Origin of the sequence: Shewanella schlegeliana (assembly GCF_016765635.1) — a bacterium.
Taxonomy (GTDB): Bacteria; Pseudomonadota; Gammaproteobacteria; order Enterobacterales; family Shewanellaceae; genus Shewanella; species Shewanella schlegeliana.
In genome coordinates, this window is record NZ_JAESVD010000001.1 from 366594 (window position 1) to 380708 (window position 14115).

12 protein-coding genes are annotated in these 14115 nt (G+C 45.1%); 7 read left to right on the forward strand and 5 right to left on the reverse strand.

Features of this window, described 5'->3' with window-relative positions:
• Positions 1–134: 134 nt before the first annotated feature.
• The gene (locus JMA39_RS01675) at positions 135–740 is read left to right on the forward strand and encodes a LysE family translocator (protein ID WP_202720101.1); all 606 of its coding nucleotides are present in this window, start codon (positions 135–137) and stop codon (positions 738–740) included.
• Between the two features lie 392 nt (positions 741–1132).
• Positions 1133–1831 (forward strand): class I SAM-dependent methyltransferase, encoded by a 699-nt coding sequence (locus JMA39_RS01680; RefSeq protein ID WP_202720102.1) that lies wholly within the window; start codon positions 1133–1135, stop codon positions 1829–1831.
• A gap of 58 nt (positions 1832–1889) precedes the next feature.
• Here the strand turns inward: JMA39_RS01680 and JMA39_RS01685 are convergent, their stop codons facing one another.
• Positions 1890–2537, reverse strand: coding sequence for a glutathione S-transferase (locus JMA39_RS01685; protein ID WP_202720103.1), 648 nt, complete (start codon positions 2535–2537; stop codon positions 1890–1892).
• Between the two features lie 275 nt (positions 2538–2812).
• On the opposite strand from JMA39_RS01685, the gene yegD reads away from it, so the two are divergent.
• Together yegD and JMA39_RS01695 are read left to right on the forward strand one after the other, a co-directional pair.
• Positions 2813–4180: a molecular chaperone gene (gene yegD, locus JMA39_RS01690; RefSeq protein WP_202720104.1), complete on the forward strand. Its 1368-nt coding sequence runs from the start codon at positions 2813–2815 to the stop codon at positions 4178–4180.
• A 104-nt stretch (positions 4181–4284) separates the two neighbouring features.
• Positions 4285–4734 (forward strand): CreA family protein, encoded by a 450-nt coding sequence (locus tag JMA39_RS01695; protein ID WP_202720351.1) that lies wholly within the window; start codon positions 4285–4287, stop codon positions 4732–4734.
• 95 nt (positions 4735–4829) lie between these two features.
• Here JMA39_RS01695 and JMA39_RS01700 read toward each other — a convergent pair whose 3' ends face one another.
• The 4 genes from JMA39_RS01700 to pdsR form a co-directional block, all read right to left on the reverse strand.
• The gene (locus JMA39_RS01700) at positions 4830–5402 is read right to left on the reverse strand and encodes a type II secretion system protein (protein ID WP_202720105.1); all 573 of its coding nucleotides are present in this window, start codon (positions 5400–5402) and stop codon (positions 4830–4832) included.
• Positions 5403–5582: 180 nt separating this feature from the next.
• A complete protein-coding gene (locus tag JMA39_RS01705; protein WP_202720106.1) occupies positions 5583–6761 on the reverse strand; it encodes a cystathionine beta-lyase in 1179 nt (392 codons plus the stop codon).
• Positions 6762–6941: 180 nt separating this feature from the next.
• Positions 6942–9128 carry a proteobacterial dedicated sortase system histidine kinase gene (pdsS, locus tag JMA39_RS01710; RefSeq protein ID WP_202720107.1) on the reverse strand — a complete coding sequence of 729 codons (2187 nt, stop codon included), beginning with the start codon at positions 9126–9128 and terminating at the stop codon, positions 6942–6944.
• Between the two features lie 79 nt (positions 9129–9207).
• The gene (gene pdsR / locus JMA39_RS01715; protein ID WP_202720108.1) at positions 9208–9900 is read right to left on the reverse strand and encodes a proteobacterial dedicated sortase system response regulator; all 693 of its coding nucleotides are present in this window, start codon (positions 9898–9900) and stop codon (positions 9208–9210) included.
• A 244-nt stretch (positions 9901–10144) separates the two neighbouring features.
• On the opposite strand from pdsR, the gene pdsO reads away from it, so the two are divergent.
• Genes pdsO through JMA39_RS01730 form a run of 3 tightly spaced genes read left to right on the forward strand, consistent with a single transcriptional unit; the run spans position 10145 to position 14038 of the window.
• A complete protein-coding gene (pdsO, locus tag JMA39_RS01720) occupies positions 10145–10891 on the forward strand; it encodes a sortase-associated OmpA-like protein PdsO (RefSeq protein ID WP_202720109.1) in 747 nt (248 codons plus the stop codon).
• Between the two features lie 40 nt (positions 10892–10931).
• Positions 10932–13367, forward strand: a complete 2436-nt coding sequence (locus JMA39_RS01725; protein ID WP_202720110.1) for a marine proteobacterial sortase target protein — start codon at positions 10932–10934, stop codon at positions 13365–13367.
• Positions 13367–14038: a class GN sortase gene (locus JMA39_RS01730; RefSeq protein WP_202720111.1), complete on the forward strand. Its 672-nt coding sequence runs from the start codon at positions 13367–13369 to the stop codon at positions 14036–14038. The genes JMA39_RS01725 and JMA39_RS01730 overlap by 1 nt, the downstream gene beginning before the upstream one ends.
• Positions 14039–14115: the final 77 nt, after the last annotated feature.

A 14115-nucleotide genomic window follows, 5' to 3' on the forward strand; every position in this document is an offset into this window, starting at 1 on the left:
GGATCTTAGTTGCTTCGTGTCAATAATTGTATGCATACAAATGTGTTCTGTTTTAGTTAATCACGAGCGTTAATGTGTGCTTAAGACAAGATTGGTGCAAGTGTTTGGTTTGAGTCAAAGAGTAGAGGTTAGTGATGGATGGTATATGGGCGTTAATGATTTCAGCAGCAATATTTTGTGCAACGATGACGATGACCCCCGGGCCAAACAACATACTGCTGGCGACATCGGGCGCTAATTTTGGTGTTAGACGCACCTTGCCACACCTTGTGGGGATCCGAGTTGGCCAGACACTGCTGCATATCGCAATACTCTTGGGGTTAGGTGGCATATTTGAGGCTTGGCCTATGATGCATCAAGTTTTGAGATTGGCGTCACTCGCTTATCTATTATTTCTTAGCTACCGGGTTATTACGATGCCAGTTGATAATGAGCTAACCGTAATTGAGCGTCAGCCGATGACAATTAAAGAGTCGGCATTATTTCAGTGGATAAACCCCAAAGCTTGGCTTGCAACTATCACATTATGCACTGCTTTTACTGCTTCGGGTGATAGCTATTGGTTCAGTGCCATCATGGGAGTATTAGTGTTTAACATTGTGGGTTTTCCCGCATCTTTTGCCTGGGCGATTTTAGGGGCGGCGATTCGAAATAAGCTCAATACACCAACCAGAAGAAAAAGCTTTAACTGGGGGATGGGGGGGGTACTGCTAGTGACGATTCCGATGATTATTCGCTAATATTTTTGGTGATGGTGGATTAAGCGCTTGGCATAGTCGAAATGGCGCTGTTAAGCCCTATACATAATTTAATATAAAGGCCTTGTCGTTTTGAGTTCGATGTTCGTCAATGGCTTTACTGGCGGATCTTGAGTGGTCGTTAGGGGTGGATTGCGCTTCGTGGTTTACATGTAGCATTAGTTTTTACTCAAAATATTAACAAGGAAGCTAAAATGATATTAATAGCCGTGTCAGGGTTCTTATCATGAGTATATTACTTGTTTTTATATGGACTTTGTTGGATGGAAGCTAACAGAGTTAATATTTCCAACGAATAGGTTTTATACTCTTTTCTATCTACGGCTATAGCGGGAATATGGTGTATTACGGAACGAGCATATTGAGGAAGCTTAATGTTATCAAAAGATAAGTTAAAGCAGATGCACGGAGAGGCATATGTTGAATCCTTTGAAAAAGAACAGTCTCAATTAAGGTTAGCTCGTCTTATCAGTTCGTTACCCGTGTCTAAAAGCCATAACGTCGCCGACTTTGGCTGTGGTAGTGGAATGCTTGTTCCTTTGCTTTCAGATAGAGTCGATAGCTATACAGGCATCGACTTTTCGGAGCAGTTTATTAAGGCTGCTAAGATCAAAAACCAGCGCTCAGGCTCTAACATTAACTTTGTATGCGCGGATATTTCTAAATTTTGTTCAGAAAACCAAGACGTTTTTGATTTGGCATTTGCCATGGATTTCTCAGAGCATGTGTATGACAAAGAGTGGCTGAATATTTTGAAGGCGATCAACTCCTCTTTAAAAGAGGGCGGCAGGCTTTACATTCACACGCCCAACGCTGAGTTCTTTCTTGAAATAATGAAAAAACATAACTTTATTGTGAAGCAGTTTCCTGAACATATAGCGGTGCGGGATCTTCAGAGCAACTGTGACTTATTGAAAAGTGCAGGCTTTGAAATAGGTAAAACGGATCTGATTGCTCATTATAATGTTTTAAGGGTGCTACACCCCATCTCTTTTATGCCCGGAATAGGGAGATACTTTAAAGCCAGAATATTTATCGAGGCCATTAAAAATCGCCGTTTAGATGACTACTAGTGTACAAGCCATCAAAGTAGGCAATTCTTGCCTACTTTGATCAGGATTATTTATGCCGCTAGCCGAACTCAAAGCTCCGGCCACTCTCAAGCCAAGTGGGATATTTATTCATTATCGCTTTAAAATTATCACTTTCGATATGTGCTTTTAGCCAGCGCTGCACATTTAAATAGCCGCTATTATCAAACCAAGTTCTATCTACAGAGGCAAATTGGCGGATAAACGGGTAGATGGCGTAATCTGCGATACAAGGTTTGTGGCCTAATAGCTGTGGATTCTTTGACAATAAGCTATCAAGTTGGTCGATAAATATCTCCCCTTGCTGACGATAATATTGCTCACTATGCTCTGGGTGTCTATCGGCATACTTATATCTGTCCAGCCAAGGTTTAAACTGGTTATCGTTGCAGTGAATAAGCGCCTGAGCAACTTCTTGCTGCTGTGGCATATCATTAAGCAACAGATTGTGTGGATCACTTTTCATCAGTGCCCAACACATGATCTCTATGCTCTGTTCAATAACAGCTCCATCTTGCAAGATAAGCACCGGAACCGTGCCCTTAGGAGAGGCGGTAAGCATCGCTTCGGGCTTGTGTTTGAGGACGATTTCTCTGAGGCTGATTTTTTGGCCCGATAATAAAATGCCGAGTCTGGCACGCATAGCGTAGGGACAACGTCTGAAGGAATAGAGTACAGGTAGAGACATGTTTTAACTGTTTATTCGTGAGGTTAGCGTTATTTTTAACCGATAAGGCTTAAATGACAATCAATAATGCTCATTTATCTCTTTCAATAGGATGCCAGTCTTGCAATAGCAAGAATTAGTGATGGCAAAATTTGTTCAAACTTCAGTTTTCGTTAACCTGTACACAAGTTAATGCTTTCCCTTAAAAGAGCGCTTTATTATTTCCAAAATGCACTTTTGCCTCGCGTCTTACTGTGCTATTTTGCACGGCTTTTTTACCGTTTGAGGGATAGGGGATGTTTGTAGGTTTTGACTACGGTAGTGCTAACTGCGCTATTGGTGTTATTGAAGACGGTGAAGTGCGCTTGGTTCCCTTATCTGGTGACTCTAAGTATTTAAGTTCGACGCTGTATGCGATGGATAGAGAATTGATTGCCGAGGCGGTACTCAATCAACTACCTCAAGAGCAAAAAGCCGAGTACGCAAGGGCGCGTGCGGCACAATTAAGTCGAGCACAAGCGGCGCGTCGTGAGCTTGATCTGTTGCCTAATGAGCAAGCGGTATTTGTTGGTGAGCAGGCAATTGAAGCCTATTTAGATCTGCCTGATGAAGGGTTTTATGTTCGTTCGCCAAAATCTTTTCTCGGCGCGACAGGGTTGAGAGACAGCCAAATAGCCTTGTTTGAAGATATTGTCACTCTAATGATGATGCATATTAAGCAGCAAGCTGAAAGCAACTTCTCGAAAGCTGTGCAGATCACCCATGCGGTGATTGGGCGTCCGGTAAACTTTCAGGGCATAGGCGGTGAGCAGAGTAATCAGCAAGCCGAAGCCATTCTCTCTTTAGCTGCTAAGCGCGCAGGTTTTACCGAAGTCGATTTTCTGTTTGAGCCTTTGGCGGCTGGGATGGACTATGAAGCTTCACTCGATGAAAACCTCACTGTATTGGTGGTGGACGTAGGCGGTGGTACCACCGATTGCTCTATGGTAAAAATGGGACCGAATCATATCGATAACCGCGACAGAAGCGCCGACTTCTTGGGTCACAGCGGTCAGCGCATCGGTGGTAATGACTTAGATATCGCATTGTCTATGGCTTCATTTATGCCGCATCTCGGTCTAGGTAGTTTAATGGTTAATCAACTGCCAGTGCCAAGTAAACCTTTTTGGAATGCTGTTGCGGTAAATGATATTAGTGCGCAGCGAGATTTTAGCGCTTTGGCGTCGAAGAAGTTAATCGAAGACTTGATAAAAGATGCGCAAAAGCCAGAACTTATTCTGCGCCTGCTTAAAGTTCAAAAAGAGCAGCTAGGTTATAAATTAGTACGCAGCGCCGAACAGAGTAAGATTGCACTGTCTAGTGACGCAAGCGTGGATACGCCGCTGGAATATATCCACGGTGGGTTACATGCTAGGGTGAGCGAACAAGATTTTGAAAATGCGATTACGATCCCGCTATCAAAAGTCGAAGCCTTGATGCGAGAAGCGCTTGAGCAAGCGGGTGTGATGCCTGACAGGATCTATGTGACTGGTGGTACGGCGCGAAGTCCTGCTATCTATAAGCGGATCTCTGGGCTATTCCCTGAGATCCCAATCGTCGTCGGCGATCACTTCGGTAGTGTGACCGCAGGTTTAACACGTTGGGCGCAAAGAGTGTTTGCTTAACCGTTTTTGATTTAAACATTTTAATCATATTATTGGCTCAATATCTTAAGGAAATGGATATGACAGGGTTAACAAAAAAGCTAGTTTCAGGCGTTGGGTTATCTATGCTTCTTGCTCTAGGTCTTAGTGGGTGCGGCGATGATGTGGGTAAGGTGAGTCTAGGCTTATTTACCACAAAGGATGTGATTATTGATGCGCGGCACGATCCTAAAATACCTGGTGTGACTTGTCATATTAGCCGTATTGAAGCGGACTTAAGCTTGGCAGATCCATCAGATATGAGTATCTCTTGCCGTCAAACAGGGCCAATTACCGCAGCTGAAATTGCTAATATCGATAAGAGTAAAAACGGTGAAGTGGTCTTTAAAGAGTCCTTAAGTATTCTGTTTAAGTCGCTTAAGGTTCGCCGAATATATGACGCTAAAAATCAAACCTTACTGTACCTGTCGTACTCGACTAAAGAGACCAACGGTAGCCATAAACATGCGCTTTCAACGGTACCTCTGTATGGTACACAGGCATGGATTGCTGGCGGTGCCGTTAACACTCACTGATTGGTTAACTCACTTCATGGTGAGATTGATGATGCATTAAAAAGGGCGAATAGTATTCGCCCTTTTTGTTATGTGTTTTACTGTTCTGCTAACCGCTAGTTATTAATAAGCGCTGTAGCACTACCGGCAACAGAGTCGTAAATAATTTTGATATCAGCTTGTTGGCGGCCTTTGGTATCGCCAAGAGTGCGCAGCACATAGGTGCATTGTGTCTCACCATCGGGGTTAACGTCCGCCTGATGACGGTAGGCTTGAAAGTCGCTATCGTCATTGACGCTCGACAGTGACACCGAGGCTGGCTCCTGCTGTAGGGTATTCCAAAGATCGACACAGCCCCTCTCACCTTTACCGATATTTTTAGGTTGGCTCATTGGGTTACCTTTATTTATGCCTAACGGGTAGCCATAGCTATTCATATCGAGTTCCCCCCCAGCGTAATCAGGCAGATCGTTTAATGCACCATTGCCAGCGATAAGCTGCCACTTGGTATGGGAGAAGGTGACAGCTTGCTGTAGCGCCGCAGCGGTGGCTTTTACCCGCGCAATCTCGGCATCACGTTTTAAATCGACATATTTGGCGGCTGCGATAACAGCTAAAATACCCAGCACAATAATCACGATGACAAGTTCGATTAGGGTAAAGCCCTTGGAGGCCATTGTGCGCTGCATTGAAAAAATCTCTAGAATTAGGGAGTTTACGTTACTTAATAATAAAGTATTTAATCTAATAGCTAAAATAAATAATCTTTTTCGAGTGATATATACAAACAAGCCGACATTTAAGTCGGCTTGTAGTGATACAGTTTGTCACTATTAACTAATAAGCGTTCAAAGCTCAGTAATACAATATCAGCTATTCAATACTTGATTATAACGCTCAAATGCAGCATCGAGATCGGCGATTAAGTCATCAACATTTTCAAGACCAATATGTAAACGAATAAGTGGTTTGCTACTGTCCCACTCGGTGGCTGTACGCAGTTTCTCTATACCAAATACGCCTAAGATCAGGCTCTCAAATCCGCCCCAAGAGAAGCCCATTTTAAAGTGCTGCATATTTTCAACAAAGGCGGTCACCGACTTGATATTGCCTTGTTTGAGCACAAATGAAAACAGGCCATTTGAGCCACTAAAATCACGTTTAAAGAACTCATGGCCTGGGCAAGACTCGAAAGCGGGATGGCGTAGATGATCGACTTCTGGCCGGCTATTTAGCCAATTGGCAATCTTAAGCGCATTTTGTTCATGCTGGGCTAAACGAATACCTAAGGTTCTCAAACCGCGGCTGGCAAGATATACATCATCGGGAGAGGTACACTGGCCAAGTAGGTAGCTATTTTCTCGCAGCTGTTCCCAATGCTTTTCGTTTGCAGTCGCGGTGCCCATCATCACATCTGAGTGGCCTACAATATATTTGGTCGCCGCTTGAATAGAGATATCAACGCCCATCTCAAATGGACGGCTGTTTATAGGCGATGCCCAGGTATTATCGAGCATCACAACGATATCGTGCTGGTGGGCGATGCGGCTTAACCTAGGTACATCTTGTACTTCCATGGTGATAGAGCCTGGGGATTCCAAGAACAGCACTTTAGTGTTTGGCTGGATCAAAGCTTCAATACCATCACCTATCATAGGATCATAGTAGGTGGTTTCGATACCGTATCCCGCAAGCAACTTATTACAAAGATCGCGAGTCGGCTCATAGGCGCTATCGACCATCAGTAGATGATCTCCCGCTTTTAAGAAAGAGAGTAGGCTATTACTGATAGCTGCACTGCCCGATGGGTAGAGCGCCGTACCCACACCGCCTTCAAGCTCGGCGATAGCTGCTTGAAAGGCAAAGTGAGTTGGACCGCCGCGGCGACCATAGAACATCTCGCCATTAGCCTTGTTCTTTGCTGCAAAGCGCATATCCTCTATGGTATCGAACACCATGGTGGAGGCGCGGTAAACTGGTGGGTTGATCACCCCTTGTGTCCATTTCTTATCGCGACCAAGACTGACTATTTGAGTTTCTTTTTTCATAGGGCAAATTCCATCAGTTTAATTTTTTAGCCATCTTAACATCTAAACGGCTAAAGGAAAGTGTCTTTAACAAGAAGTGCCTATCAGAATAAGTGTCTATCTTTTCATGATCTGTTTTTATTGCTTACTGGTGTTGATTGGTGGCACTGCCTTTAAGCCCATATTTGGGCTATCTTAAGTTTACGACAGGCTCTCTTTGCTCAATGGCAGTCTAATCTTTATCTCAACACCGGTGATCTCGCCGGACTTTTGCTGCACATTACTGGCGCTTATCTGACCTTGATGGAACTGACAGATCAAGCGTGCAATATACAAACCTAAACCTAGATGAGGCTTGTCTTGCGCCTTTTGCGGACGAACAGATACCATCGACTCGAAAATTTGTTCAGCCATATTTTCTGGCAGGGCAGGCCCCTGATTACTGACACTTAATACGGCAAACTTACTCTTTACCGTGAGTGAGACATCAATCGGCGTGTGCGGATTACTAAACTCCAATGCGTTGGCGATAAGCTTATCCATTAGCTGTGCAATGTATTCAGGTACCCCAAGAATTGCGATCTCTTCCTTGACGATATCCAGACTGAATGTTTGTGCAGGGTAGGTCATCTGATAGCCTTGCATGCAACCGCTGATGACTTTCTCTAAGGGAAATACGGTTTGTTCAGCATGAGATAGGCTCTCTTCTAAGCGTGTTGCTTCGCTCATATTATTCAAAATCATGTTGAGGCGATTAACCCCTTCTTGTGCCCGGTCAACATATTTTCGAGTGTCTGGGTTAAGTTCTTGTAACCCAAGATGTTCTAGTGATGAACGCACCACGGCAACAGGGGTTCGGAGCTCATGAGATAAGCGTGATGACATATTCTCTAAATAATGAGTATATTGACTTAAGCGGCTGACAATACTTGCAAAGCTACGTGATAAGTCGCCAATTTCATCACGCACCTTTGAGCCCTGAATTTCATTCTTAATTCGCCCTTGGCTGTCGATAGCTTGCTCGGCTTCATCGCGCAGTTTTCGAATACGGCTAGAGATATTGGAAGCAAAGAAAAATAGCGCTAAGGTGCCCATACTCATAATGGTGAGGATCACATTGAACAGCTTTTCTAACGCTTTGTTTCTAAGCGTTCGAATGCCGTGGGTGGTCTCCTCTGCGATAACAACGCCCATCACCTTGTCATCGATCCAGATAGGGCTTGCCGCAGCGAGCACCACTGCCTTGTTATCTGGAGTGAGTCGCCAGGTGGAGCCTTGTTCACCATTGAGTGCTTTGGAGATATGGCTACCTTGCAGTACGGTGGAGTCTTGCAAGGAGTCGATAAAGTCTTTGGCTGGGGTGGTGAGGATTTTATAATACAGCGGATGTAAATACTCTCGCTTAAACCTCTCCCAACCCGAGTTGCTCTCTTTTTCTATGGTTGATCGCGACCAAACGCTGTTGTCGGAGCGAATGTCACCGGACTTAGCTAGTACGCGGCCGTGTTTATCCACCACCCAAATTCGCGAGCTATTATGGCTCATCCCCTTGATGATGCTCTCTATCTCAGGTGATGGCACCAGTACAGTGCCTAACTTGCTGACATCATCAATAGCCGAGGTACCAACAACGGCATCTAAGGTACGGGTCTTGTTATCATTGACGTCGTAAACGGCAAAGCCTAGCTTACTGCCCACCATATCAAGTGGGATCCTCAGCTCGACATTGTAACCTTGCTTAGTCTTGGTCCATTTACCTTGAATTTTCACCTCAGGGCTTACAGGTTTAGTAAGGCTGGGATCTTCAGGCAGCTCGAAGGCACTGATCCAACCATCTTGGGTCGTGGCGATGATATAGCGGCGAAACATGCCATCGGGAGCAAGCGTGGCAATGGCAATATGATCGTTTCTATCTATGCTAAGGCTGTTTTTGCCACGGTAGATCACCTGGGGATCATTGACCTCAAAGAAGGCGTACAGATATCCCGCGTACTTGCCTACCATATGGGTAAAGCTCAGTGCGAGTGGCTGGGTTTCATCGCGTTTATAGATCTGGTAGTCACTGCCATAACTCAGCGCGCGATGACGATAACTGCTCCAATCTGCCAACTTACCATCGAGCTGAATAGGGCCAGAAAGCGGATAGGCATATAGATCGCGGCCTTTTTCGACCTGAGTCAAAAAGCTCGCTTGGCTATCAAATAGCTTTGGTCTCTCGTGAAGCGCTGTCGCTAATGCTTGAGTCGTGCCCTCTAAGGTTTTTTCTTGGCCGTGACGCAGGTATTTCTCCATCTCCCATACGTACTGATATCCAAGCCAAGGCAGGCAGAGTAGAAACAGAGATAACACTGCGACTTTAGTGCGCAGACCTATGGGCAAATTAAACATAGATGAATCTTGTACCTAATGATCTTAATGAAGTTGCTTTCGTGACGCGATAAAGCGGCACTTTAATAATAAAAGAGTATTAACTGTGTGAATCCCAGCGATAGCCCATCCCGTAGACGGTATCAATACAGTTAAAGTTAGGGTCTTGGGCAATAAATTTTTTTCGAATGCGTTTTACATGGGAGGTAATCGTCGAATCATCAACGAATATTTTTGCTTCCTGCATCAACTCTTGACGCTGACGCACATGCCCAGGGCGTTTCGCTAGTGCATGTACCATCCAGAACTCGGTTACCGTCAGTTCAATCTGTATGGCATTCCAGCACACTCGCATACGATTAACATCTATGGTGAGCAGACCGTGCTCGATAATATGGCTGTCGTCGCTGCCCACATTTTTAAGATCGGAACGCCTAAATAGTGCCGCTAGCCTTGCAATCAGGTGGGGGAAACTCACGTCTTTACTCAAGTAATCATCTGCCCCGAGGCGAAGGCCGCAAACGGTGTCAAAGTCACTATCGCGTGCAGTTAGGAAAATAATCGGCAAGGTACTCGACATGGCTCTTAATGATTGGCAGAGAGTAAAGCCGCCATCGATCTCATTTTCTAAACCGATATCGATAATCGCCAGATCCGGCAGGCGTGTGTTAAACGCCAACATGGCTTCGGGGCGATTGGCATAAGCCTGTACGCAGTAACCCTGTTGCTGCAAAACCTCTTTATAGTTTTCTCTAATCGCAGCTTCATCTTCTACTATGGCAATTCGTTTCATGACTTCTTGTATTTGGCATTAACTGTCTAATTGATTGTGACTATACAGGAAATCAGTCGCGTTTAAAGATGCGAGCAGCGATTGCCATTTTGTTGCCACAATTGATATTTAATTTGCCACTTTTACTCCCCTTAAAAGCCATTTCACTGCGGTTTAATAGCCTCATCGAATAGATACAACTTCTTAAACCAAATTATGGCGTTTAAGCCCGCCAATTACATAGCGACATAAAAGGGAACTACCTATGAAAAAGCAACTTATCTCTACTCTAGTTATCGGCGCCTTAATGCTTTCAACTCCCGCCTCTGCAGAGCAGGTTGTTGAAACGGATCGCAGTCACAACGAAGAGTTAATTGGCCTGAGCTCGGGCATTGTTGTCGGGGCTATAGTCGGCGGCCCTGTAGGGGCAATCATTGGCGCGTTTACCGGCACGTTACTGGGTAAGTCTGTTGGCGATGATGACGCATTACAAACCCAGCAAGCTATGTTAACCGAACAAGAGCAAGAGCTTGTCGCCTTAAATCAACAAAAGCAGTCGCTGGTTGAACTATCAGATCAATATGAGCAAGCGCAGCAGCAATTAACCACATTGAAGATGGCACAGGAGCAGAAGCTAACCGAGTTGGCACTGGGGCTTAATGTGCAATTTAAAACCGGCTCATCAGTTATCGAGCCTCATTTCCAACAACAGCTTAATGATATCGCCTATGCAATGTCGTTATCGCCAGAGCTAACGCTGGATCTTACCGGTTATGCAGACCGCCGAGGTGATGGTGATTACAACCAAGCCTTGTCTGAGCAACGGGTTGCTGAAGTTAAAAGTTACTTAGTTGAACAGGGCGTAGCCGAAGAGCGTCTGCATAATCAGGCTTTTGGTGACTCTTCGCCATTGATGGCCGAGCAAAGCTTTGAGAACGACTTCTTTGATCGTCGAGTGACACTGAAACTGCAGAATCAAAACAGTGCACTGGCTGCCAATGCGGCTAAGTAGCAAGTAAAAAGTAATAAGTGATTATAAAGAGGAGTAATCGATGACTGTGTATTTATCAAAGCTAAGTCATCGCCAAGGAGGCCCCCGTATTGGGGCGTTGATGGCAGCAAAAATCAACTTGCAAGTAGCGATGTTGTCAGTGGTTTGTTTGCTGTTGCCAATCAATGCAATGGCGATGCAAGCGACAGAAACCTTTTCAATCGATGATGTTAAGCAGGGGAGCCTAGTGTTTGAAAACGCTCAAGGTGAGATAGCCTTAACACTGCCAATGAAAACCAAGGTCAGTATGCAAGTTTCCGGTTGGACCAATCGAGTTTCAGTGCGGCACGAGTTTAAAAATAACAGCAGCGATTGGGTTAATGGCGAGTATCTATTTCCTTTGCCTAATGAAGCGGCCGTTGACCAGCTTAAACTGCATATTGGCGATAGGGTTATAGAGGGACAAGTTCAGCCTAAAGCTAAGGCAAAGGCGATATTTGAACAAGCCAAGTCTCAGGGAAAGAAGGCCAGTCTGTTGGAGCAGAAGCGGCCCAATATCTTTAGCGCAAAAGTGGCAAATCTCGCCCCCAATCAGATGTTGGTTGTAGAGCTGACCTACCAAGAAACCATAGACTATCGAGACGGGGAGTTTAGCTTGCGCTTTCCTATGGTTATTGCGCCAAGGTACGCGCCAAAGCGAACTCGCAGTGGCTATTTAAAAGATAGTGCTTATTTAAAAGATAATGCGAAAGCCTTAAGTGATGAGATTGATAGCAGTATTAAGCCTGCTGAATATGTGCAGTATTATACTCAGCAACGCCACTCATTTGATATTCATGAGCAAGTCGTAGCCCCAGATCTAATGCTTGAGGAGGCGACAGTTGCTGAGCAGCGTAATAACAATCGAGTGACATTGAAGGTGGCATTTGATAGCGCGATGCCCATTGAGCAGATCCGTAGTCCCTATCATCAAATTAATGTGCGGATAGCTGAGGATAGTGGTGTGTTAGTTAGCTTACAAAGAGAGGCTATCGCGAACAAAGATTTCGTATTGAGTTGGCGGCCTATTCAAGGCAGTGAGCCTATGGCTGCGGTGTTTGCTCAAGTGGGCAAAACACATGCCTCTAACATTTATTCAGACCCTGCGGGCTCAAATATTGCTCCCTTAAACCAGGCCTTATCAAACTCAACTGTTGAGCCGTCATCAGTGGGAGCGGCTCAACCGTTAACGACCAGCGATAAATATGCCCTAGTGATGTTGATGCCACCTCAAGGGGCTACTGAACATGATTCAGCGATCCCAAGGGAGTTAATCTTAGTGATCGACACGTCTGGCTCTATGTCTGGAGATGCGATTATTCAAGCCAAAACCGCACTCAAATATGCCCTTGCAGGCTTAAGGCCGCAAGACCGCTTCAATATTTTGCAGTTTAATTCGGTGGTTGATAAGTGGTCTGATGTTGCCATGCCCGCAACGGCAGTAAATCTCGGTCGAGCGCAAAACTATATTAATCACTTGCAGGCTAATGGTGGCACCGAGATGTCGATTGCACTTTATGCGGCGTTGAGTAGCGACACTGCAATAATCAGTAAGAATGGCGACATCTTAGACAGTGAGAACTTATATAGTGAAAACTTAGGCAGTGAAAGTTTATCTAAAGAAGACTGGCTGCGTCAGGTGTTATTTATTACTGACGGCGCGGTTGCGAATGAGGCGATGTTATTTGAACAGATTGAAGCGCAACTAGGTGAAAGTCGTTTGTTCACCATAGGGATTGGTTCTGCGCCCAATGCCCACTTCATGCAACGGGCTGCGCAATTAGGTCGCGGTACTTATACCTACATTGGTAAGCTAGATGAGGTCAATCAAAAAGTCGTGAACTTACTTGAGAAGATTGAGAAGCCTCAGGTGACAGATGTGGATCTAAGGTTTAGCGATGGTAGCGTTCCAGACTATTGGCCAGTGCGTATTCCGGATCTTTATGCTCACGACCCCCTCTTGGTAGCGGTTAAGTTACCGAGTTATGTGAGTCACGATCTGTTAATTCAAGGGCAGTTAGCGGGACAGTTTTGGCAACGCCGGTTATCGGTCAATGGCACCAAAGTGGCAAAAGGGTTAGACCTAGTTTGGGCGCGTAAGCAGATAGCTGCGCTGGAACTCAGCAAGCAGAGAGCTAATCGAGAGCGTATTGAAAAACAGATCACGGCTATCGCGATGAATTTCCATATTATGAGTGCCTATACCAGTTTGGTGGCGGTAGATTTAACCCCCTCAAAACCACAAGGCATTGACGCTAAATCTGCCAAGGTGATGCAGCATCTACCCGACGGTTGGCGAGGGTCGTTACAAAATCAGTTACAAACGCTACCACAAACAGGCACCAACAGTTATGTCTTCATTATTTTTGGATCTGTGTTGTTGTTTCTAGCGGTACTCTATCGTCTGTCTTTTAGTCGAGGAGCATTTAGCCGGGCGTGCCTCAAGGATTTAGAGTGATGACAAAAACTGTTGAGCAGGTCATTTACTCGAATAGTGATAAAAGACTTTCTAAAAAGCTCAGCAAGAGCTTCCATCGATATTTCCCATGGCTGCTACTGGCGATGGGAGTGGTGTTAGTCACCCAAGGCGGATATATGCAAGTTAAAGCACATTTTGCCCAGTTTCTTATTCAGCAAGCTTGGCAAAAAACACTCGAAGACAGTAAACCTCATAAACCTTGGTCATGGGCCGATACCTATCCCGTTGCAAAGTTAGAGTTTCTATCGAGTAGCACAAATAAGGGGAGCAAGCCGTTAGATGATAGTGAGCAAGGTGACAGTCTTTATGTTCTGTCGGGAGCATCAGGGAGAAACTTGGCGTTCGGTCCTGCATTGATGTTATCGAGCTCAGAATTTGATGCCCAAGGTAATACAGTTATCGCAGGCCATAGAGACACCCACTTCGCTAGGCTCAATGGCGTTAAAGTCGGGCAGTTAATCAAAGTGCAGAGCGCTTCTGGTAAACACAGTCTTTATCGTGTGTTTGTAACTCAAGTGACCCATGAGTCAGATATGAGTGTGACCCAAGAGCGGGGAGAGAAGCAGTTGACCTTAGTAACCTGTTATCCATTTGGCGCAAGCTTTGCTGGTGGTCCGCTGCGGTTTGTGGTTAAGGCAGAACCCATTTAAAAATATCGACCTGTTTTAGTCATGAAGCAGGTCGACATTCTTGGCTAACTCATGTTTAAGTATTTTTACGCCTGAGC

What these genes read in the sequence shown, in the direction of transcription:
- JMA39_RS01695 (WP_202720351.1), top strand. Translation starts at nt 4,285, where the DNA reads ATGCTTCTTGCTCTAGGTCTTAGTGGGTGCGGCGATGATGTGGGTAAG.
- JMA39_RS01680 (WP_202720102.1), top strand. Translation starts at nt 1,133, where the DNA reads ATGTTATCAAAAGATAAGTTAAAGCAGATGCACGGAGAGGCATATGTT.
- pdsO (WP_202720109.1), top strand. Translation starts at nt 10,145, where the DNA reads ATGAAAAAGCAACTTATCTCTACTCTAGTTATCGGCGCCTTAATGCTT.
- JMA39_RS01725 (WP_202720110.1), top strand. Translation starts at nt 10,932, where the DNA reads ATGACTGTGTATTTATCAAAGCTAAGTCATCGCCAAGGAGGCCCCCGT.
- JMA39_RS01705 (WP_202720106.1), bottom strand. Translation starts at nt 6,761, where the DNA reads ATGAAAAAAGAAACTCAAATAGTCAGTCTTGGTCGCGATAAGAAATGG.
- yegD (WP_202720104.1), top strand. Translation starts at nt 2,813, where the DNA reads ATGTTTGTAGGTTTTGACTACGGTAGTGCTAACTGCGCTATTGGTGTT.
- pdsR (WP_202720108.1), bottom strand. Translation starts at nt 9,900, where the DNA reads ATGAAACGAATTGCCATAGTAGAAGATGAAGCTGCGATTAGAGAAAAC.
- pdsS (WP_202720107.1), bottom strand. Translation starts at nt 9,128, where the DNA reads ATGTTTAATTTGCCCATAGGTCTGCGCACTAAAGTCGCAGTGTTATCT.
- JMA39_RS01685 (WP_202720103.1), bottom strand. Translation starts at nt 2,537, where the DNA reads ATGTCTCTACCTGTACTCTATTCCTTCAGACGTTGTCCCTACGCTATG.
- JMA39_RS01675 (WP_202720101.1), top strand. Translation starts at nt 135, where the DNA reads ATGGATGGTATATGGGCGTTAATGATTTCAGCAGCAATATTTTGTGCA.
- JMA39_RS01700 (WP_202720105.1), bottom strand. Translation starts at nt 5,402, where the DNA reads ATGCAGCGCACAATGGCCTCCAAGGGCTTTACCCTAATCGAACTTGTC.
- JMA39_RS01730 (WP_202720111.1), top strand. Translation starts at nt 13,367, where the DNA reads ATGACAAAAACTGTTGAGCAGGTCATTTACTCGAATAGTGATAAAAGA.